Annotated in this window: 17 protein-coding genes; 7 read left to right on the forward strand and 10 right to left on the reverse strand. The window is 67.6% G+C overall.

Annotated elements, in window-relative coordinates; all coding sequences use genetic code 11:
- Window positions 1-117: 117 nt before the first annotated feature.
- From LzC2_RS22965 to tdh, 4 genes are all read right to left on the reverse strand, one after another.
- Complete coding sequence (locus tag LzC2_RS22965; RefSeq protein ID WP_171186881.1) at window positions 118-378, reverse strand: DUF1883 domain-containing protein; 261 nt, start codon at window positions 376-378, stop codon at window positions 118-120.
- Window positions 379-456: 78 nt separating this feature from the next.
- Window positions 457-1,650, reverse strand: a complete 1,194-nt coding sequence (locus LzC2_RS11030; RefSeq protein WP_171186883.1) for a glycine C-acetyltransferase — start codon at window positions 1,648-1,650, stop codon at window positions 457-459.
- Between the two features lie 2 nt (window positions 1,651-1,652).
- Complete coding sequence (locus LzC2_RS11035; protein ID WP_171186831.1) at window positions 1,653-2,213, reverse strand: Uma2 family endonuclease; 561 nt, start codon at window positions 2,211-2,213, stop codon at window positions 1,653-1,655.
- Between the two features lie 45 nt (window positions 2,214-2,258).
- A complete protein-coding gene (gene tdh / locus LzC2_RS11040; RefSeq protein WP_171186833.1) occupies window positions 2,259-3,290 on the reverse strand; it encodes an L-threonine 3-dehydrogenase in 1,032 nt (343 codons plus the stop codon).
- Between the two features lie 116 nt (window positions 3,291-3,406).
- On the opposite strand from tdh, the gene LzC2_RS11045 reads away from it, so the two are divergent.
- Both LzC2_RS11045 and LzC2_RS11050 read left to right on the forward strand, forming a co-directional pair.
- Window positions 3,407-4,792, forward strand: a complete 1,386-nt coding sequence (locus LzC2_RS11045) for a dihydroorotase (RefSeq protein ID WP_171186835.1) — start codon at window positions 3,407-3,409, stop codon at window positions 4,790-4,792.
- Between the two features lie 35 nt (window positions 4,793-4,827).
- On the forward strand, window positions 4,828-5,634 hold the full coding sequence (locus LzC2_RS11050) for a glutaminyl-peptide cyclotransferase (RefSeq protein WP_171186838.1): 807 nt from the start codon (window positions 4,828-4,830) through the stop codon (window positions 5,632-5,634).
- A gap of 84 nt (window positions 5,635-5,718) precedes the next feature.
- On the opposite strand, the gene LzC2_RS11055 is transcribed toward LzC2_RS11050, so the two are convergent.
- From LzC2_RS11055 to LzC2_RS11070, 4 genes are all read right to left on the reverse strand, one after another.
- Complete coding sequence (locus tag LzC2_RS11055; RefSeq protein WP_171186840.1) at window positions 5,719-6,390, reverse strand: hypothetical protein; 672 nt, start codon at window positions 6,388-6,390, stop codon at window positions 5,719-5,721.
- Window positions 6,391-6,460: 70 nt separating this feature from the next.
- On the reverse strand, window positions 6,461-7,099 hold the full coding sequence (locus tag LzC2_RS11060) for a protein-L-isoaspartate(D-aspartate) O-methyltransferase (RefSeq protein WP_171186842.1): 639 nt from the start codon (window positions 7,097-7,099) through the stop codon (window positions 6,461-6,463).
- 118 nt (window positions 7,100-7,217) lie between these two features.
- Window positions 7,218-11,255, reverse strand: a complete 4,038-nt coding sequence (hrpA, locus tag LzC2_RS11065; protein WP_171186844.1) for an ATP-dependent RNA helicase HrpA — start codon at window positions 11,253-11,255, stop codon at window positions 7,218-7,220.
- Window positions 11,256-11,334: 79 nt separating this feature from the next.
- Window positions 11,335-12,312 carry a ZIP family metal transporter gene (locus LzC2_RS11070; RefSeq protein ID WP_171186846.1) on the reverse strand — a complete coding sequence of 326 codons (978 nt, stop codon included), beginning with the start codon at window positions 12,310-12,312 and terminating at the stop codon, window positions 11,335-11,337.
- 138 nt (window positions 12,313-12,450) lie between these two features.
- On the opposite strand from LzC2_RS11070, the gene LzC2_RS11075 reads away from it, so the two are divergent.
- The 5 genes from LzC2_RS11075 (at window position 12,451) to LzC2_RS11095 (ending at window position 18,197) form a co-directional block, all read left to right on the forward strand.
- Window positions 12,451-13,194: an SDR family NAD(P)-dependent oxidoreductase gene (locus LzC2_RS11075; RefSeq protein ID WP_171186848.1), complete on the forward strand. Its 744-nt coding sequence runs from the start codon at window positions 12,451-12,453 to the stop codon at window positions 13,192-13,194.
- A gap of 104 nt (window positions 13,195-13,298) precedes the next feature.
- Window positions 13,299-14,861, forward strand: coding sequence for a cryptochrome/photolyase family protein (locus LzC2_RS11080; RefSeq protein ID WP_171186850.1), 1,563 nt, complete (start codon window positions 13,299-13,301; stop codon window positions 14,859-14,861).
- Window positions 14,862-14,902: 41 nt separating this feature from the next.
- On the forward strand, window positions 14,903-16,096 hold the full coding sequence (locus tag LzC2_RS11085; RefSeq protein WP_171186852.1) for a M24 family metallopeptidase: 1,194 nt from the start codon (window positions 14,903-14,905) through the stop codon (window positions 16,094-16,096).
- Window positions 16,093-17,304, forward strand: coding sequence for an aminotransferase class I/II-fold pyridoxal phosphate-dependent enzyme (locus LzC2_RS11090; RefSeq protein WP_171186854.1), 1,212 nt, complete (start codon window positions 16,093-16,095; stop codon window positions 17,302-17,304). Before LzC2_RS11085 ends, LzC2_RS11090 begins: the two co-directional genes overlap by 4 nt.
- Window positions 17,301-18,197 carry an alpha/beta fold hydrolase gene (locus tag LzC2_RS11095; RefSeq protein ID WP_171186856.1) on the forward strand — a complete coding sequence of 299 codons (897 nt, stop codon included), beginning with the start codon at window positions 17,301-17,303 and terminating at the stop codon, window positions 18,195-18,197. Before LzC2_RS11090 ends, LzC2_RS11095 begins: the two co-directional genes overlap by 4 nt.
- An 84-nt stretch (window positions 18,198-18,281) precedes the next feature.
- On the opposite strand, the gene pyrE is transcribed toward LzC2_RS11095, so the two are convergent.
- Both pyrE and LzC2_RS11105 read right to left on the reverse strand, forming a co-directional pair.
- Window positions 18,282-18,839, reverse strand: coding sequence for an orotate phosphoribosyltransferase (gene pyrE, locus LzC2_RS11100; RefSeq protein ID WP_171186859.1), 558 nt, complete (start codon window positions 18,837-18,839; stop codon window positions 18,282-18,284).
- Between the two features lie 112 nt (window positions 18,840-18,951).
- Entirely contained in the window at window positions 18,952-20,562 is a 1,611-nt protein-coding gene (locus LzC2_RS11105) for a helix-turn-helix domain-containing protein (RefSeq protein ID WP_171186862.1), read from the reverse strand.
- Window positions 20,563-20,591: the final 29 nt, after the last annotated feature.

The following is a 20,591-nucleotide window of genomic DNA, read 5'->3' on the forward strand; positions in this document are numbered from 1 at the left end:
GTCATGGGGGGAGGGTACGGGTAACGGGGGCGACCGTCATGCCACTGGCTTGAATGCTTGAGGCAGAACTCGTCGTACGTCGTCGCTTCCTACTCCCGCCACGGATGCCACCTGCCTCTAGCCTCGGATCGTGATCGAATGCCTGATGGTCGCGGCGCGACCGTCGAGGTCAATCGTAATGTTCCACCAGCCTGCATGGGGTGGCGTCAACACAGTCGGAAAGAACTTCCGATGTCCTCCGAAGTAGGTATGGGTTGATCTGCTCTTAAACCGCGTGAAGTTGTGATCGTCCGTCAACATGACGTTGCACTGGGTATCACAGTCCACCTCCACCGACTGCCCCGGCCCCAAGTACTTGCGGGTATGCAGGAATTCCATCGTGTCGAGCACCAGATAGTGTGGAAACGTTCGCTCACACGATACACGCGGACACCCCCAATGCAATCTCTATCTTCGCTACAACCCTAGCTCCCCCTTCACCGCGGCGAATTGCTCCGCGGCGAAAGTGAGGTCGTCGATCGTGTGGGCGGCGGAGATCTGCGTGCGGATGCGGGCCGTCTCCTTCGGCACGACCGGGTAGCTGAACGCGACGGCGTACACGCCGCGGTCCAGCAGTTTGTCGGCGAAGCGGCCGGCGAGGGCGGCGTTGCCGAGCATCACCGGGGTGATCGGGTGCTCGCCGGGCAGCACGGTCAGCCCGGTCTTCGCCAAGCTCTCCCGCCAGTGCGCCGTGTTCGTTTCGAGGGTGTCACGCAGCGAAGTGTCCGCTTCGAGCATGTCCATCACCTTCAAGCTCGCGGCGACGATCGGCGGGGCGACGGCGTTGCTGAACAGGTACGGCCGCGACCGCTGGCGGAGCAGATCGACGATCGGTTGCTTCGCCGCGGTGTAGCCGCCGCTGGCGCCGCCGAGTGCCTTGCCGAGCGTGCCGGTGGTGATGTCGATCCGGTCCATCACGCCGCAATGCTCGTGCGTGCCGCGGCCGGTCTTGCCGAGGAACCCGGTGGCGTGGCAGTCGTCGAACATCACCATCGCATCGTGCTTGTCCGCCAATTCGCAGACCGCGGCGAGGTCGCAGATCGTCCCGTCCATGCTGAACACCCCGTCGGTCGCGATCAGGCGGAAGCGGGCGTCCTTCGCCTCGATCAGCTTCGCCTCCAGATCGACCGGGTCGTTGTTCTTGTACCGGAACCGCTGGGCCTTGCAGAGCCGGATGCCGTCGATGATCGAGGCATGGTTCAAACTGTCGGAGATGACCGCGTCCTCCTTGCTCAGCAGCACCTCGAACAACCCGCCGTTGGCGTCGAAGCAGCTCGGGTAGAGGATCGTGTCCTCGGTTCCCAGGAACGCGGACAGCCGGTTCTCGAGTTCCTTATGTCGATCGTTCGTGCCGCAGATGAACCGGACGCTGGCCATCCCATAGCCACGATCGTCCAGCGCCGCCCGGGCGGCGGCCCGCACCTCCGGATGATCGGCGAGGCCGAGGTAGTTATTGGCGCACAGGTTCAGCACCTTCCCGCCGGGCTCGGCGGTCACACGGGCATCTTGTGCGGAGTGCAGGACGCGTTCGTGCTTGAACGTGCCGGCCTCCCGAATGCCGTCGAGTTCGGCGGCGACGTGGGAGAGAAAACGATCGGACGGAGCGGCGATGGTCAGTGTCCTTCAGACAGCAGTTCGGCGACGGTCGGCATCCAACCGTCGAGCGGCGCGGGAAGCGCAAGCGCATCTTCCTCACGAAGAAATGTCGGCTCGTCGTTCGGATGGTAGAGAACCGCGGTGCGACGGGCGGGGTCGAGCACGAAGATTTGGTCGGTGCCAGCAGCGAGCAAATCGCTGACCTTCTCCAATACGGATTGCGGCGTGTCGGCGACGTCCACGATCTCGAATGCCAGCTCGGGTCCGACTGTCGGATAGTCGGTGACGGGGCAGCGCCGCCCCCGGACTCGTTCACGACTATAGAGAGCGACTTCGATCTGGCGCACTGTGTCGGGATCACGGTGAGTAATGCAGCCGACGTTCACCACATGCCACCGTTTCAGGTCGACTCGCTCGATCAGCCGGCTGGCCATGTGGCCATGCACCGATCCGTGCAAGAGCCCGGGCCACGGCTGGATCGCCAGAACTCCGCGGGTGAGGGTCCATCGACCGTTCCGGGGATCTTCCAGCCGTTGATAAGCTTGGGCGGTCACCATTGCGGGGGGCGATTCGCTCATCGAGACTGTTCCATCAGAACCCCGCGAAACGGCAAGCCGGGGCCATCAGGCGGTCGTCCAGTCGAGGATCACTTTGCCTCCGCCGCCGGCGGCCATGGCGGCGAAGCCTTCTTCGTATCGATCGTACGGCAAGCGGCTGGTGATGACCGGGGCGATGTCCAGGCCGCTCTGCAGCATGACCGTCATCTGGTACCACGTCTCGTACATTTCGCGGCCGTAGATGCCCTGGATCGTGAGCATATTGAACACGACCGTGTTCCAGTCGATCGCGATCTCCTCCGACGGGATGCCCAGCATCGCGCACTTGCCGCCGTGGCAGAGGTTCGCCAGCAGGTCGCGGAAGGCGTTCGGGTTGCCGGACATCTCGAGGCCGACGTCGAAGCCCTCCTTCATCCCCAGTTCCGCCTGCACGTCGGTCAGCGTCTCCGCCATCGGATCGACGGTGCGGGTGGCGCCCATCTTCTTCGCCAGCGCCCGGCGCTCGGAGTTCGGGTCGGTGGCGACGACGAATCGGGCGCCGGCGTGCTTGGCCACGGCGACGGCCATGCAGCCGATCGGGCCGCAGCCGGTCACCAACACGTCCTCGCCCAGCACGTCGAAGTGCAGCGCCGTGTGCACCGCATTGCCGAGCGGGTCGAAGATCGCCGCGACGTCGGTGTCGATGTCGTCCGCGTGATGCCAGACGTTCGTCATCGGCAGGCTCAGGCGCTCCGCGAACGCCCCCGGTCGGTTCACGCCCAGCCCGATCGTGTGGGCGCACAGGTGCCGACGCCCGGCGAGGCAGTTCCGGCAGCGCCCGCAGACGACGTGCCCCTCGCCGCTGACGATCTCGCCGGGGTGAAAGTCCGTGACGTTCGAGCCGGTCTCGAGCACGGTGCCGACGAACTCGTGCCCCACGACCATCGGCACGGGAATCGTCTTCTTCGCCCAGCTATCCCATTGATAGATGTGCAGATCGGTGCCGCAGACGCCGGTCTTCTGGATGTCGATCAGCACGTCGTTGGCGCCGACCTCCGGCTCCGGGACGTCCTCGAGCCACAGGCCGGGCTCCGACTTCGCTTTGACGAGGGCTTTCACAGATTCTCAAGGGCCGGGGAGACCGGTTTCGGAAGCGGGCGTGACGGACGCGAGGCGAACCGGCATTCTCCCGGCCCCGCTTCGTTCCGTCCACCGGCCCGTTCGCCGAAACAGGTATGGCCTCTCGCACTCTGCTCCGCGGCGGCGACGCCGTCCTCCCGACCGGCACGACCCGCGTCGATCTGCTGCTCGAAGACGGGGTACTGAGGGTCGATCCCCCCTCCTCCGCACAGGCCGACGAGGTCGTCGACTGCACCGGCAAGCTGATCTTCCCGGGGATCGTCGACGACCAGGTGCACCTCCGCGATCCGGGCCTCACCCAGAAGGAAGACCTGCGAACCGGCACGACGGCCGCCGCCGCCGGCGGGGTGACGACGGTGCTGGAGATGCCCAACACCGTCCCCAACACCACCACCCGGGCGATCTGGGAGGCGAAGAACAAAATCGCCGAGGCGAAGTGCCTGGTGAACTGGGGCTTCTACATGGGCGCCACGCCGGAGAACATCGACGAACTCAAAGCTGCGGACCGCAGGCGCACCCCCGGCATCAAGATCTTCATCGGGTCCAGCACCGGCGATCTGCTGGTGGACTCGCAGGCGGCGCTGGAACGAATCTTCGCAGAGACCGACCTCCCGCTGTGCGCCCATTGCGAGGATGAATCGACCGTCCGCGCGAACCGGCAGGCCGTACAGGAACGCCTCGGCGACCCGCCCTGGCCGATCCGCGTGCATTCGGACATTCGCAACGAAGAAGCCGCCGTCGTCAGCGTGCGACGGGCGATCGACCTCTCCACCCGGCACGATCATCGGTTCCACGTGCTGCACGTCTCGACCGCCGGCGAACTGGCTGAGATCGCCCAGGCCGGTCCGCAGATCACCGCGGAGGTCTGTCCGCACCACCTGCTGTTCGACGTCGGCGATTACGATCGGCTCGGCAGCAAGGTGCAGATGAACCCGGCGATCAAAAGCGCGACGGACCGGGCGGCGATGTGGCAGGCCCTCGCCGAGGGGAAGACGATTCAGGTCGTCGCGACTGACCACGCCCCGCACACGCTGGACGAGAAAGCCGCCGATTACCCCGCGTCTCCGTCCGGTCTGCCGGCTCTGGAGAACAGCCTCAGCCTGCTGCTGACGCACGGGCCGGCGAACGGCGTGACGGTCGATCGCATCGCCGCCGCGATGTGCGACGCCCCGGCCCGCGTGTGGGGGCTGGTCGGCAAGGGGCGGCTGGAAGACGGATACGACGCGGACGTCTGCCTCGTCGATCCCGCCGAATCGTTCACGGTGCGGAACGAGGAGCAATTCACCAAGAACCGCTGGAGTCCGTGGGACGGCGAAACGCTGACCGGTCGGGTCGTGGAGACGTTCGTCGGCGGAAACCGGGTCTTCTCCCGCTCCGGCGGAACGGCTACGGTGAACGAGGCGATCCGCGGCCGGGCGGTGCGGTGCGATCATGCCCGCGGCGGGTTCCACGCCACGCCGGACGGCATCGGCCTCGCCTGATCGTTCGTCCCCAACCCCTTTCGCAGGAGCGCCCGATGACCCGCAGGTTGGCTCTTTTCGCCTGCGGTTGGTCCGTGCTGACGGGGTCCGGCATCGCGTTGTTCGCGGCGCTGGGCGACGATTCCTCGGTCACCAAGCTGACGCCGACGAAAGCCTACCCGCACGATCCGCGGGCGTTTACGCAGGGCTTCGCCTGGCATGACGGCGTGCTGTACGAGGGCACCGGCCGCCGGGGCACGAGCGTCCTGCGGACCGTCGATCTCGCCACTGGTGAGACTGGGCAGTTCCGCAAGCTGGACGCCCGGCTGTTCGGCGAGGGCATCTGCGTGCTGGGCGACGAGATCTTTCAGGTGACGTGGGAGAGCGGCTGGGGGTTCGTCTACGACCGCGAATCGCTGACGCTGAAGCGCCGCTTCCGCATCGCCGGCGAAGGCTGGGGCCTGACGACCGACGGCGAGCGGCTCATCCTCTCCGACGGCACCGCCGTGCTGCGGTTCCTCGATCCCGCGACCGGCCGCGTGACCGGCCGCGTGCGGGTCGCCGACCAGGGCCGCCCGGTCGCGCAATTGAACGAACTGGAATGGGTTCGCCGTCCGGACGGCGGCGCCGAGGTGCTGGCGAACGTCTGGTACAGCCCGCACATCGCCCGGATCGATCCGACCACCGGCGCCGTCAACGGCTGGCTCGATTGCACGGCGCTCGTGAAGCTCGCCGGCGTCACCGACCGCGAGAAGGTCTTGAACGGCATCGCCTGGGACCGCGAAGGCGAGCGCCTGTTACTCACCGGAAAGATGTGGCCGGCGGTCTACGAAGTCCCTTGGCCCGGCCCGAACGCCGAATAGCGCCCCCCGCTTCGCCGTCGCCGCTAGGCGGCGCGCCTGCTCGCTGATGCGCGCCGCCTAACGGCGACGGCGAAACGGGCGGCTTCACAGGCACAGTTCCACCTCGAGGAACTTCCACGGGTTGCGGGCGTGCTCCGCGGCGAGCGTGTTGAGCGTCTCCCATCGGGTCGTGTGGGTGGGCGCCTCGTAGGCCGGCTCGGTCTCCGGTAGGTTCAGCAGCAGATCTTTGCGAATTACCATCGCCCGGATCTTCCGCTGCCGCATCGCCCCCGCGGCCTCGCAGGTGAGGGCGATGAGGAACGTCTCCCCGCGGACCTGCTGGCCGAGATCCCGCCGCAGCCACCCGTCGGCGAACCGTTCGGACAGTTCGTTCAACACGGCGTTGAGGTAGAACCAGTAGTCCCCCTGCGGCAGCGGCAAGGTGGGGTCGGCCGCGGTCGTTTTGCGGGCCGATGCCGTGACGGCGTCGCGGGCCGCGGTGTTGAGGAACACGTCACCGGCGTTCATCTCCGCCAGCGTGCGAATGCGGAGCGTCCGCGGACCGGGCTTGCCGTCCGTCTGCTTCTCCGCGGCCGTCAGCGAGTTGAGACTGAAATTCACCCGATCGAAGAACTCCCGCTTCCGCCAGTTCGCTTTGGCCCGCCGTTGACCGAAGAACCACCCGACCGCTGCGAACGCCGCGGCGGTCAGCAGTTCGATCCAGTGGTTCTGAACCCGCTGGAAGACCGCGTCGAGCACTTGGGTGAAGGCGTCCATGCCGTAGGGTCCGCTGTGCGGACCGTCCTCGCCAGTCGAAAGGCAACGCAGGCGGTCCGCAAAGCGGACCCTACGACGACCACCCCTGTTCCCCGATCAGCGGGACGAACCGGCAGCCGCACAGCGTTTCCCGGTCAAACTCTTTGCCGGTCTTCCGAACCCGGATCAGCTCCTGCGTGAAGCGATCCCCCACCGGGATGACGAGCCGGCCGCCGTCGGCGAGTTGATCACGCAGCGCCGGGGGGACGTCCGGCGCCGCCGCCGTGACGACGATCGCGTCGAACGGCGCTTCCTCCGGCGCTCCCAGCGTGCCGTCGCCGGTGCGAAACGTCACGTTCTCGACGCCCAGTTCGCCCAACGTTTCTCGAGCCGGATCGGCCAGTTCCGGCAGACGCTCGACTGTCACGACTCGGGCGCACAAACGGGCGAGGATCGCCGCCTGATAGCCGCTGCCGGTGCCGATCTCCAGCACGGTTTCGTCGCCGGTCAGTTCCAAAGCTCCGGTCATTCGGGCGACCAGCGACGGCTGGCTGATCGTTTGCCCGGAGCCGATCGGACGCGCGGCGTCGATCCAGGCGGCGGAGCGTTGGCCCGGCGGCATGAACCGCGCCCGATCGACCGCCGCGACGGCGGCGATCACCCGCTCGTCCGCAATCCCCCGACCGCGGAGGGACTCCGCAAACGCGGCGGCGGGATGGGGATCAGGCATTGAACCGACCGTTCGTAGTGGCGTCCTTCAGGGCGCCCCGCGAGCGAAGCGAGACGGAAGACACGGAACGCCGCACGGGGCAGGCTGAAGCCTGCCACTACGAACGGCGATGACCGCATCACGCCAGCTTGGCCCGTTGCCACTGCTTTTCCAACCGCTTTTCGATCACTCCGACCGGATGGCCGAGGTCCGGCGCCCACAGGCTGACCCGGAGTTCCTCGATCAGCCAGCGATACGCGGTCACTTTGCCGGGCACGTCCGCGGGGGAGCCGCAGCGTTCCAGCCGTCGCTCCAACCGCGACCGGTGTGGGGCGAGGCGGTCTTCCCGCTCGCCGTCGCCCTTCAGATCGCCGCTCCGCAGCAGGTCGAACCGCCGATTCGCCGCTTGGACGTAGCGGGGGAACTCCGTCAGCCGCGGCCAGTCGGTCGTGAGGGCGAACCGCGGCGGGGTGAGCGCGTCGATCTGGGCGAGGACGTCCAGCGCCGCCTCCTCCCACTCCGGCGGGTGCGGGGCGTCCAGCGAGGCTTTCACCTGCTGAAGCGCCGGCACGAGGCGCCCCGCCAAGTCACTGACCGCCTGTAACGCGGAGGGCCTGCGGCCCTCTGCAGACGACTTCATCTTCGCCCACCCCGCGTCGCTGCGGGGCGGCTCGAAGGCGTGTGGATCGTCGCCGGGAACCAGCGCCCGGTCGGCGACCAGCAATCGCAATTCATCCGCCGTCACCCCCGTCCCCTCCAAAGACAGGCCCGCCGGCCCGGCGCGGTAGGCGGCGGGGTCGGCCAGAACCAGCAACCGCCGCAGGCCGCCGCGCGTGAAGCGGGTCGCCTTCTCCGCGGAATCAAACAGGCGAGCCGAGACCGTGGCCCCCGCGTCGACCAGCGCCGGGTACAGCGTGCGGCCGTTCACCTCGACCGCCTCCGGCAGTTCGCCGAAGTCCCATTCGGTCAGACCGTCGCGGTGGAAGCGCTGCTCCGGCGGGGCGGCGGGAGCCAGCAGCTTTTTCTCGCTGCGTCCGTCGGCCGGCACCGCGACGGTCGCGGGTCCGCCCTCCTCGCCGGTCACGCGGACGGTCATCCGCAGGTGCCGCGGGAGTTCGATCGCTTCGAGCAATTCGACCGGCACCCGTTCCCCGCCGATGCGTTGCAGCACGCGGGACAGTTCGTGCAGCAGATCGCCCTCGCCGAACGTCAGCAGACCGACCACCTCCTTCGCCGTGTCCGGCACCGGAACGAATCGCGTCCGCAGATCTTTCGGAAGGCCGCGGATGAGAGCCGTCACCTTCTCCGCCAGCAAGCCGGGCACCAGCCAACCGAGCCGGGCGGCGCTGAGCCGGTGGGCGTTCTGCCGATCGACGTGCACCGTCAGCCCGTCGCCGGCGTCCTCTCCAACCGCGTCCCCGGGGCGGAGGCGATATTCGATCTTCGCCTCGGCGCCGGAGAGATTCAGCGCGTCCGGGTACTCCTGTTCGTTCGGTTCGGCGGCGTCGGTTCTGATGAAGTCGGAACGCTCCATCACCAGCGAGGCCCGCTCCTCCTCGCTCGCTTCTTTCAGCCATTTATTGAGCCGGGGGAGGTCCGTAACGACGTTCGGCAGTCGTTCGTCGTAGAACTCGAACCGGGCCTGCGGACCGACCAGCAGATCGGCGCCGCGGGCCTTCGCCTGCAGCTTCTCGGCCTCCGCCTGCAGTTGCCGATTGAAGTACAAGAACTCCGGCCCGCCGCTGCCGTCGACGGGATCGACGCCGGGCAGGTCGTATTCGATCAACCCGTGCTGGATGAACAGCGTGCGGGCCAGCAGGGCGTCGTACTTCGCCAGCCCCGCGGTGCGACGGGGGACGACCGGCAGGCCGTACAGCGTGACCTTCTCGTCGCATTGGGAACTGCCGGAGTCGCCGTTCCAGCGGGGTTCGCTCCACTCGTATTTCACGACATGCGGGGCGAGCGGCTCGATCCACTGCGGACTGATCCGAGCCGCGGTGCGTGCGTAGCGCCGGCTGGTCTCCACGAGTTCCGCGGCCATCGCCCACTTCGGCTTCTTGCGGAAGATGCCGGACCCCGGCCAGAGCACGCACTTCACCCCGCCGGCGGCCGTGTACTCCGGGCCGTCGTCCGGGCGGTACATCGCCTTGCCGAGCAGCCCGGCCAGCAACGCGCGATGGAGCGGGTCGTAGCTCTCCCCGCTGTGGGTTCGCTTGGGCAGCTTCGCGGAACGGGCGAGGTCGGCCAGTTGCCGATGCACGTCCGACCATTCTCGGAGTCGGATCGAATTCAAAAAGTTCTGTCGGCAGGCTTTCATCAGCTTGCCGCGAGAGAGCGACTTGCGGCGCTCCTGATACCAGTTCCAGATGTTGAGCAGCGTGAGGAAGTCGCTGCTGCTGTCGAGGAACGGCGCGTGTGCGGCGTCCGCGGCGCCCTTTTTGTCGACCGGTCGATCGCGGGGATCCTGCATCTCCAACGCCGAGGCGATCACCAGCACGTCGGCCAGCACGCCCTCCTCCGCCCCGGCGACGACCATCCGCCCGATCCGCGGGTCGACCGGCATCGTCGAGAGCGTGCGGCCGAGGTCGGTCAGACAGTATTCCTCATCGAGGGCGCCGATCTCCGTCAGCGTCTCGTAGCCGTCCCGGATGCTGGCCGGCCGGGGCGGGTCGAGCAGCGGGAACTGATCGATCGTCCCCAGCTTCAGCGTCGCCATCTGCAGGATGACGCCCGCGAGGTTCGAACGCTGGATCTCCGGCGGGGTGAAATCCTCGCGGCTCTCGAAGTCCTCCTCCGAATACAGCCGCACGCACACGCCCGGCCCGACTCGTCCGCACCGCCCCGCCCGCTGGCGGGCGCTGGCCTTGGAGACCGCTTCGATCGGTAACCGCTGCACCCCGGTACGGGCCGCGTAGCGGCTGATGCGGGCGGTGCCGGTGTCTACGACGTACCGCACGCCGGGCACGGTCAGCGACGATTCCGCCACGTTCGTCGCCACCACGACCCGCCGGCCGGTCGACGGTTTGAAGACTTTTTGTTGCTCCTTCACGGAGAGCCGGCCGTACAGCGGCAGGATCTCGGTCGAGCCGCCGCCGGGGAAGCGGCGCCCCCGCAGTGCGTCGGACACGTCCCGGATGTCCCGCTCCGTCGGCACGAAGACCAGTACGTCGCCGGGACCTTCCTGACAGACCTCCGCGACGGCGTCGGCGAGGTGCTCCTCCGGCTCCGGCTGGCGGTCGTTTTCGTCCGGCTCCGGCAGCGGGCGATACCGCATCTCCACCGGATAGGTGCGGCCGCTGACTTCGATCACCGGCGCCGGTTTGAAGTCTTCGGAACCGGGTTCGCCGGTTCCGAAGAACTCGCTGTAACGGGCGACGTCGATCGTGGCGCTGGTGACGATCAGCCGCAGGTCCGGCCGCTTCGGCAGCAGTCGTTTGAGGTAGCCGAGCAGGAAGTCGATGTTCAGCGACCGTTCGTGCGCCTCGTCGACGATGATCGTGTCGTAGCGGTTCAGGAATCGATCGGACTGCGTCTCCGCCAGCAGCACGCCGTCGGTCATCAGCTTGACCAGCGTCTTGTCGGTCGTCTGGTCCGTGAACCGCACCTTATGGGCGACCGTGGGGTTGGAGACGCCCAATTCTTCCCCCACCCGGCTGGCGACGCTGCGGGCCGCGATTCGCCGGGGCTGCGTGTGGCCGATCATCCCCGCGACGCCACGGCCGAGATCGAGGCAGATCTTGGGCAGCTGCGTGCTCTTGCCGGAGCCGGTCTCGCCGCAGACGACGACGACCTGATTGTCGCGGATCGTCTCCGCCAGTTCGTCCCGCCGCTCCGTCACCGGCAGTTCGCCGGGATAGGAGACCTTGGGAACGGTCTCTCGGCGGGCGTCGAAGCGCTCCCCGCTGCGGGTCGCGTCCTGCTCGAGCCGGTCCAAGGCCCGCGAGAGCGCCTGATCCTGCTTGAGGCGATGCAGAACGGTCTTCAGCCCCGCTTCGATCTTGAACCGGTCCGCGACCATCACTCCGGCGTTGAGGCGTTCGACGACCAGATCGACCCGGCCGCGGACCTCCTCCGCGGGCAGCGTGACGCCGTCGTTCGGCGGGTTCGAGCCGGCCGCTCCGCCGCCGCCCGGTTTGCGTTTGCGGCGGCGGCGCTTCTTCGGGGGGGCGTCGCTCATCGGGCGGGGATTGTCGGCCGATCGGCGGCGGCGGCAACCGCGTGGTCCGGCGCCGAAGCGCCGAGGAGACAGCGGGGAGTCAACGAGAGTCCCGCCGGGAGTCGGTCGAGAGTCCATGGGAGTGCGGGTGCCCGTGTTCGTGGACGTGCGTCGGGCCGCCCTCTTCGTCGTTCGCCGGGGCGAGCGGGCCGTGAACGTGGCCGTGGGCGAACAGTTCGACGCCCGCCGCCACGGAGACGCCGATCAACAGCGCCGCGGAGAGCTTCATGCGGTCGTGGGAATGGAACTCCAATTCCGGCAGCAGGTCGGACAGGGCGATGCAGAGGAAGGCGCCGGCGGCGACGGCCATCGCGGCGCCGGTCACGACGTTCTCCGCCGGCAGGGATCCGGCCAGCAGGTAGAACCCGATCGCCCCGATCGGCCCGATCGCCGCGAACGCCGCGTTGAGCATGCGGGGATGGCGGCGGCTCCAGGTGCCCGCGGGGGCGGTGCGGGCGAGGGTCATCACCGTCACGGCGTCGAGCGGCTTATGCAGGGCGATCGCCAGAAACGCCCCCAGTCCGGGGAGCGCGGCCAACCCGACGCCGGCATGCCCGCCCCGGACTGCCGCGGCCAAGGCGGCGCCGTCGATCAACGCGTGCACGCCCAACCCGAACACCGCCCCGGCCCAGCCCGCGGCGCTGGGATGCGGGTCATGCTGCGGGTGCCCGCAGCCGTCGTGTCCGCCGGCGTGCTCCACGACGGAGGGCGGCTCGTGCGAGTGGAACGGGGCGAACCGCAGTAGAAAGAACATGCCCAGCAGCCCGAACGCCACGCCCCACAGAGCCGGTTCGACCCGCCCGAAACTGGCCGCGGCGTGCGGGATCAGGCCGAACAACGCCACGCCCAGCATCAACCCGCCCACGCAGCTCATCGCCAACTGCAGCCGCAAGTGGGTGAGCGTCACCCGACCCGGCAACGCCCCGCCGGCGAGGCTCGCGGCGCCCACCGCGAGGGCGTAGACGCAGAGCACCAGAAACGCGGAAGTCCCCCCGAGAGAGGCGGCGGCGGGGGGCATTGCGGGCGCGGAGACGTCGGGAACGGCGCGGCATCATGCGGAGCCTCCGACGATGCGGCAACGCCGCCCCTGTCACCGGCGACCTTCGTTTCTAGAACGCCTCCGTCCTCGCCCTCCTCATCGCACAATCCGCCCCTCATGTCCGGCTTTCTAATCCTTGGGGCGAGCAGCGACATCGCCGCCGAGCTCGTTCGTCGCCTGCACGCCGCCGGCCACCGCACGCTGCTCGCCGCCCGCGACGTCGGCCGACTGGCGGACCTCGCCGCGGAGACCGACTCCGACGTGCTGGAGTTCGACGCGACCGACGGCGAGTCCGTCACCGCGGCGTTCAAAGCCGCGAAGGAGGCGTTCGGGGACGATTTCGCCGGGGCCGCGAACATGGTGGGCTCCTTCATGATGAAGGCCGCCCACATCACCAGCGACGAAGAGTGGCGGGAGACCATCGCCACCAACCTCGACAGCGCCTTCTACTGCGTGCGAGCTGCGGGCAAGACGATGCGGGACGGCGGCAGCGTCGTGCTGATGGGCAGCGTCGCCGGGCGAATCGGCGTGCACTCCCATGAGGCGATCGCCGCCGCAAAGGCGGGGGTGATGGGCCTGACGCTCTCCGCCGCAGCGACCTACGCGAACCGCGGCTTGCAGTTCAACTGCGTCAGTCCCGGCCTCACCCAAACGAAGCTCACGGCCCGCGTCTGGCAGAACGACGCCGCCGCTGAGGCCAGCCGCGACATGCACGCCCTGCACCGCCTCGGCGAACCCGGTGACGTGGCCGCCGCCGTCGCCTTCCTGCTCGACCCGGCCAACAGCTGGATCACCGGCCAGGAGATCGGCGTCGACGGCGGGATGAGCGCCGTCGTGGTGAAAAATCAGAAGCGCTCGTAGAGTTGAGAATCGCGACCGTCAGGGAGCCGGCTCTGGTGATTCGCGGCCGCAGAGAGCCGGCTCCCTGACGGTCGCGGTTCCAACACAGTCACTCCCGCACAGCCATGCGTCACCTCGTCATTGTCCTCGGCGACCAGCTGAACCGCGATTCGCTGGCCCTGAAGGGGTTTAAGAAAGACCGCGACGCGGTGTGGATGGCGGAAGTCGAGGAGGAGGCGACCTACTTCAAGCAACACAAGCTACGGATCGCCTATTTTTTCGCCTGCATGCGGGCCTTCCGCGACGAGTTGGAGGAGCGGGATTTCGAGGTCGTCTATCACGCCTTGACGGTCGACCGCGCCGAAGACCGCGGCCGCAGCTTCCGCGAAGTGTTGCGGAACGACGTGGAGGAACACGAACCGAAGAGGCTGATCGTCGTGCAACCGGGCGACCACCGCGTGCTCGTGGCGCTGCAAGCTGAAGCGGAATCACTCGGCCTGCCGTTGGAAGTGCGGGAGGATCGGCGGTTCCTCTGTTCGACCGAGGAATTCGATGCTTGGGCAGACGGTCGCCCCGGCGGGCTGCTGATGGAGAGCTTCTACCGGCACATGCGAAAGACACTCGACGTGCTGATGGACGGCGACGAACCGGCCGGCGGAAAATGGAACCTCGACCACGACAACCGCGAGAGTTTTTCCGCGAGCGACCCGCCGCCGAGCGGGTTGGGCCCTTCCCGGTTCGAACCGGATTGGGTTACCGAGGAGGTGATCGACCTGGTTGCCGGCCGCTTTGCCGACCACCCCGGCAGGCTGGAGCATTTCACGCTGCCGGTCTCCGCGAAGGGGGCGAAGCGGATGCTGCAAGATTTTATCGCCCGCGACCTGCCGAAGTTCGGGATGTACGAAGACGCGATGTGGGACGGCGAGGATTTCTTGTACCACAGCCGGATCAGTGCCCCGTTGAACCTCGGGCTGATCGACCCGCGGGACTGCCTCAAACACGCCGTGCAAGCCTACGAGAAAGGCGCCGCCCCGCTGAACAGCGTCGAGGGCTTCGTCCGTCAGATCCTCGGCTGGCGGGAGTTCGTCCGCGGCGTCTACTGGCGGTTCATGCCGGAGTACGCCGAGCGCAATCACCTGGACGCTCACGCTGACCTCCCCGCGTTCTATTGGACCGGCGAAACGGACATGGCCTGCGTCGCCGGGGCGATGCGAAGCGTGATCGACCACGGTTACACGCATCACATCCAACGCCTGATGGTGCTGGGAAACCTCGCCTTGAACCTCGGCGTGCACCCGCTGCGGTTCCACGAATGGCATGTGGAGATGTACCTCGACAGCGTCGACTGGGCGTCGCTGCCGAATACCCTCGGCATGAGCCAATACGGCGACGGCGGCGTGGTCGGCACGAAGCCTTATTGCGCGAGCGGCAATTATATCTCGAAGATGTCGAATTATTGCTCGAACTGCCGATACGATCCCAAGCAAAGCGCCGGCGAGAACGCCTGCCCGCAGACCGTCTTCTACTGGGACTTCCTCGCTCGGCATGAGGACCGTTTCAGGAAGAACCACCGGATGAAGTTTCAGATCGCCAACGTCCGTCGCAAGCGGGACAAAGGCGAACTTCCCGCGACGCAGTGCCGGGCCGACGAACTGCGGGACGAATGGGGCGTGGGGGGTGCGGCCTAACCCCCGCTTGCGGTTTGGCGGACGATCCCGAAACTGCCCGGATGCTCACCGAACCTGGCTGCCGTCAGCGCCGCGCGAATCTCTGGGCGCGGCTGCCCGAATCGATCACCGCTTGCATCGTCGCGGACCCGCGACACGTCAGCTACCTGACGAATTTCCGTGTCCAACCCCTCTGTTTCAGCCGGGGCGAGCGGGCGATCCTGCTGCTCGAACGCGACGGCGGGCCGAACTCCCACGGCGCCGGCACGGCGACGCTCGCCGCGGACAACTTCACCGCCAAGAGCGCCGACGGCGAAGCGATCTGCGACTCGTTTCTCGAAACGAGTTGGTACGACCACGCCCACAGCGTCGTGAACCGGGATCACGCCACGTTCGCGGCGTTGGCGAAGAAGGGGTCGATCGGCGGCAAGACGCTGCTGGAAGCGGAATGGTGCCCGGCGATGGTCGGCGAAATCTGCCGCGACAGCCTGCAAACCGACGCCGAACTGCACTTCGACTCCCACATCCTGGGCGAAGGAGCGACGCTGGGCTCTCTGCTCCGCGACCTGCGGCGGCAGAAGATGCCGGACGAGATCGAATGTTTGAACATCGCCATGAAGGCCGGCGACGCCGGTCATGCGCGGGCCTTCGAAGTCATTCGCCCGGGGGTGACCGACCTGGACGTCTATAACGCCGTCGCCGTCGCCTGTAACGAATCCGCCGGCCGGCCCGGCATCGTCTACGGCGACTTCCGCAAGAACAATGCGAGCCGTCCGAAAGCCGGCGGGCTGCCGGTCGGCGAGAGGTTGGAAGAAGGCGACCTGTACACGCTGGACTACTCTTACGTAGTCCACGGCTACCGCAGCGACTTCACCAATACCTACGCGGTGGGCGAACCGACCGCGGATCAGCAACGCCTGCACGACTCCTGCGTCGCCGCGATGACGGCCGGCGAGGGCGTGCTGAAGGCCGGGGCGAAGGCCGCCGACGTGTACCACGCGTGCAGCGGCGTGCTGGTGGATGCCGGCTTCGGCAAGCTCTCCCATCACGCGGGCCATGGCCTGGGAATGGGGCACCCGGAGCCGCCGATCGAGGTGCCGGAGTCGAACGACGTGCTCCGCGAGAACGACGTGGTGACGCTTGAGCCCGGCAGCTACCAGGACGGTATCGGCGGCGTGCGGGTCGAGCACAATTACCGCATCACCGCCGACGGCTACGAGCGGCTCAGCAATCACCGCATCGCCCTCAAGCCGTGACGGATCCCGCAGCCGACCCGCTGGCGTGGGTCGGCGACGAACTGGATCGACTGGACCGCGAGGGGCTGCGCCGCCCGACCCGCATCTGCCGCACGCTGCCCGGCGGCCGCGTGGAGATGGACGGCCGGGAGTTGTGGAACTTCGGCTCGAACGATTATTTAGGCTTGGCAAGCGAAGCTCTCGTAACGCAGAGGCTCCGCGGAGCCTCTGCGTTACCGCACGGCGCGACGGCGTCACCCGCGGTGGTCGGCCGCTCGCCGGAGATCGCGGAACTGGAACGCACGATCGCGGAGTTCGAGGGCACCGAGGACGCCGTCGTCTTCCCCACCGGTTACGCGGCGAACCTCGGCACGGTCTCGGCCCTCACCGGCCCCGGCGACGCCGTGTTCGTAGAACGCGACTGCCACGCCTGTTTGGTCGACGGGGCGAAGCTCGGCGGCGGGCGATTGCGGGTCTGGCGGAGGGACGATCCGGAGCGGTTGGAGCGGTCGTTGGCGAAAGAACGCGACGCCCGACGGCGTTGGATCCTGACGGAACAGGTCTTCAGCATGGACGGCGACGGGTACTACCGCCTGCGGAGCGTGCTCGTCGCGGCGCGGAAGGCGGGCGCCGTGGTCATTTGCGACGCGGCCCACGCCACCGGGATCTATCCCAGACAGAGTTGGCAGACGACTTCGCTGGAGAAGATTTGGCGGTTCCCGCATGAGCGTCTCGTGCTGACCGGAACGCTCTCCAAGGCGGTCGGCGCCGCCGGCGGGTTCGTCGCAGCGTCGAAAGTTGTCTGCGACTACCTGCGGCACGCGGCGAAGAGCCACATCTTCAGCACGGCGCTCCCGCCCGCGGTCGCCGCGACCGCGACCGCAAACCTGTTGCGGATTCAATCCGACCCGACCCTTGGGGAGCGGGTGAGGCGGTCCGCGCGGTTCCTCAGCCGACGGCTGACGCACGCCGACCTTCCCGTCTCCGGCAGCGGCGAATCCCCGATTCTTCCCGTCATTCTGAACCAGCCGGACGCCGCCGTGCGGGCCTCCGAGCGTCTTGCCGACGCCGGGTTCTTCGTGCCCGCGATCCGCCCGCCGACGGTGCGGCGGGGGACCAGCCGGCTTCGTATCTCGCTTTCCGCCGCGCATCCGCACGAGGCCGTCGACGGGCTCGCCGATGCGCTCATCGCCCTATTCTCGTCTTCCCCCGAAACGAGCGCCGCGTGAGCGACACCGTCCCTGATTTCATCCGCAGCGGGTTCCCGGAGGGGGCGAGCTTTCACAAGTTCGCGCCGCCTCGCGGCGACGGCGAAGCGGAGCACGCGATGGCGTACGTCGAAGCCGGCGAGGGCAGCCCTGTGCTGTTCGTGCATGGGAACCCGACGTGGTCGTGGATGTACCGCAACGCCATGCGGGCGCTGGCGGGCTCGCATCGCTGCATCGCGGTCGATCACGTGGGGATGGGCCGCAGCGACAAGCCGGCGACCTACCCCTACCGACTCGATCGGCACGCGGAGAACCTGCTCGCCCTCGTCCGGCATTTCGATTTGAACGACGTCACGCTGGTTGTGCACGACTGGGGCGGGCCGATCGGGCTGCTCGCGGCGACGCGGGAGCCGGGGCGGTTCTCGAAGCTCGTCCTGTCGAACACGGCGGCGTTCCGCAGCGAGCGAATGCCCTGGCAGATCGGCCTGGCCCGCAGTCCGGTCGGCGGGTTGCTGGTGCGGGGGCCGAACCTGTTCGTTCGCGGACTGATGCGGCAGGGCGTGGCGAATCCTTCGAAGATCACCTCCGCGATCCGCAGCGGGTACGTCTGGCCCTACCCCAACTGGAACGATCGGGTCGCACTGCATCGATTCGTGCAGGACGTGCCCACGACGCCGAAGCACCCCAGTTGGCCGCACCTCGTCGAGGTGGAGGAAGGGCTGGCGAAGCTCGCGGAGAAGCCCACGCTGCTGCTGTGGGGCGAGCGAGACTGGTGCTTCGGCCCGCCGTTCCTCAAGGAGTTTCAGGAGCGGTTGCCACAGGCCGAGACCGTCACTCTCCCCGCGGCCCACCTCGTGATGGAAGACGAACCGGAACGCTACTGCGACGCGCTAAAGCAGTTCGTAGGTAACTGAAAATCCGACGAAGGGCTGTGCCTCCGACGCACGCATCCCCAAGAATGCCTGCATCTCAACCGGGTGCCCGGGGACCGGGCCGGCTCACTCGGCGGGCGGGTCGATGCCGAAGTCTTTCACCGTGAACAAGGTTTTCAGCGGCACGCCGGCCTCGGCGAAGGCGGCTTCGCCGCCCTGCAAACGGTCGACGATCGCGACGACGCCGCAGACCACGGCGCCGAAGTCTCGGAGGCGTTTGATCGCCTTCAGGCTCGACCCGCCGGTGGTCACCACGTCTTCGACCACCAGCACCGACTGACCGGGCTGCAACGGTCCCTCGACGTACTGGCCGGTGCCGTGCCCCTTGGCCTCTTTACGAATCATCGCGCCGACCAGATCCTCACGCTCCGCGAGCGTCAGCACGCCGCCGATCAGCGGGTCGGCGCCGATGCTCATCCCGCCGACGGCGTCGTACTGCCAATCCGCGGCCAGTTCGAGGAACCCCGCGGAGATCAGCCGCAACCCCCGCGCATGCAGGGCGACCTGCTTGCCGTCGAGGTAGTGCGAACTCTTCTTCCCGCTGGCGAGCGTGAAGTCGCCGAACTTCAACGCCCGATCGAGGATCAGGGCGTGGAGGGCGTCGCGATCGTATTGAGAGGTCAAAATTCCAAGACCAAGAAATCAAGAACCAAGAAGTAGGCAGCCGTAGACCCTCGACCGCAGAGATCAATTTAGTTCTTGATTTCTTGGTCTTGGAGCTTCCCGCGAAGCGGAATCAATACAGCGACTTGCCGATCGAATCGAGGATCGTCTGGCTGAAGACGCCCGGTTCGTTCACGCCCCACATGCTGCGGACGAGGTCGAAGGAGAGCACGCCGACGAACAGCAGCAACAGCGTGCCGGCGCCCAACAGACTGACGGTCACCGGGTCGAACTCCGCTTCGGGAGCGCGGGCGTAGCCCGCGGGGGCGAAATCGGCCCGACTGGCGCCGCTTTGGAAGTCGTCGTCCTCGAAGTCGGCATCGGACGCTTCGAACACGTCCATGTCGTCTTCGGAGTCGTCGGAGAGCATCTCCGCGGAGACCATGCTGCCGGAAGCCGTGGAGTCGGACTCGAACTCGTCGAAGTCTTCTTCCAGTTCAAACTGGCTGGTGTTCTGACCGGCGCTGGACTCGACGTCGTCGAAGTCGTCTTCGTCGTCGTCCTCGAACAGGATGACGGAAGTGTCGGCCTCGCCTTCTTCGTCGTCGGCGACGGAGTATCCCCCGTCGTCGAGAGCCTCCATATCCGCTTCGGTCGCTCCGCCGCCCCGCGAGGCGGCTGCCGCAGCCGCGGCGCCGGCGCCGGCCGCGGCGAGCGATTGCGTCGGAGCAGGTCCGTCGCTGTCTTCGTTGAGGAAGTCCAGGGCGATGCCGCTGTCCGCGACGCCGCTGTCCATCAAGCCCGAACTATCGCCGGCCAGGGCGATGCCGCTGTCGTCGCCCAACAAGATGATGCTGGAGCCGTCCTCGCCGCCGGCGAAGTCGTCCGGGTCGATGGCGCTGGGGGTTTCGCTGTCGTCCGCCAGGGCGATGCCGCTGTCGTCGTCGGCGAGGCTCACGTCGCTGTCGTCGCCGCCGACCAGCACGCCGCTGGCGCCCTCCAAGGCGATCCCGCTGTCCAGCGGGCTGTCGAGCATGATGCCGCTGTCGGCGCCCAGCGTCAGTTGGCTGTCCTGATCGAAGCCGTCCGTCGGCTGATCGTCGTCCAACACGTTGCCGCCGACCGCGCTGGAGCCGCCGCCGGAGGAGCTGGAATCGGACACGAGGGCCACGTCGCTGTCGTCGTCGTCGGCCAGGGCGATGCCGGAGTTGTCGTCAGCGATCAACCGCACGTCGCTGTCGCTGCCGCTGCCGCCCCCGCCGATGAGCACGCTGGATTCGTCGCTGATCAGCCGGACGTCGCTATCCGAATCCGACAGGTCGATCGGACCGCTGGAATCGTCCGACAGGTCGCCCACGCCGCTGTCGACCGACAGGCGAACGTCGCTGTCGCTGACGTCGCCCGGCCCGCCGCGGACAATGGTGGGTTCGTCGGCCAGGCCGTCGTCGTCGGCCTGCCCGGGCAGTTGGATATCGAGGGAGTCGCCGTCGTCCAGCGCGGAGCCGCCGTCGGAGGCGTCGCCCATGGGATCGAAAGCGTCGTCGTCCAGCAGGGGCACGTCCGGGTCGCTGGAGACCTGCAAAGAACGGCCGAACTCTTCGATGTCGTCCGCTTTGAACTTCCAGGTGCCGCGATCCGCGAAGCCGCGGAGTTGCCCATCGGCCCGCAGCTTGTTGACTTTCTCGGCGGGCATCGAGAGTTGCTCGGCCGCCTCTTCGAGCGACAGGTACTTCTTGGCGGCCATGCGTTCGGTCGGCGGGAGGATCACGATAG

Origin of the sequence: Alienimonas chondri (genome assembly GCF_013036045.1) — a bacterium.
Lineage (GTDB): Bacteria > Planctomycetota > Planctomycetia > Planctomycetales > Planctomycetaceae > Alienimonas > Alienimonas chondri.

Coding starts and splice junctions, on each gene's coding strand:
- LzC2_RS11105 (WP_171186862.1), bottom strand. CDS start 20,562: ATGGCCGCCAAGAAGTACCTGTCGCTCGAAGAGGCGGCCGAGCAACTC.
- LzC2_RS11075 (WP_171186848.1), top strand. CDS start 12,451: ATGTCCGGCTTTCTAATCCTTGGGGCGAGCAGCGACATCGCCGCCGAG.
- LzC2_RS11035 (WP_171186831.1), bottom strand. CDS start 2,213: ATGAGCGAATCGCCCCCCGCAATGGTGACCGCCCAAGCTTATCAACGG.
- LzC2_RS11060 (WP_171186842.1), bottom strand. CDS start 7,099: ATGCCTGATCCCCATCCCGCCGCCGCGTTTGCGGAGTCCCTCCGCGGT.
- LzC2_RS11070 (WP_171186846.1), bottom strand. CDS start 12,312: ATGCCCCCCGCCGCCGCCTCTCTCGGGGGGACTTCCGCGTTTCTGGTG.
- LzC2_RS11055 (WP_171186840.1), bottom strand. CDS start 6,390: ATGGACGCCTTCACCCAAGTGCTCGACGCGGTCTTCCAGCGGGTTCAG.
- LzC2_RS11080 (WP_171186850.1), top strand. CDS start 13,299: ATGCGTCACCTCGTCATTGTCCTCGGCGACCAGCTGAACCGCGATTCG.
- hrpA (WP_171186844.1), bottom strand. CDS start 11,255: ATGAGCGACGCCCCCCCGAAGAAGCGCCGCCGCCGCAAACGCAAACCG.
- LzC2_RS11050 (WP_171186838.1), top strand. CDS start 4,828: ATGACCCGCAGGTTGGCTCTTTTCGCCTGCGGTTGGTCCGTGCTGACG.
- LzC2_RS22965 (WP_171186881.1), bottom strand. CDS start 378: ATGGAATTCCTGCATACCCGCAAGTACTTGGGGCCGGGGCAGTCGGTG.
- LzC2_RS11085 (WP_171186852.1), top strand. CDS start 14,903: ATGCTCACCGAACCTGGCTGCCGTCAGCGCCGCGCGAATCTCTGGGCG.
- LzC2_RS11045 (WP_171186835.1), top strand. CDS start 3,407: ATGGCCTCTCGCACTCTGCTCCGCGGCGGCGACGCCGTCCTCCCGACC.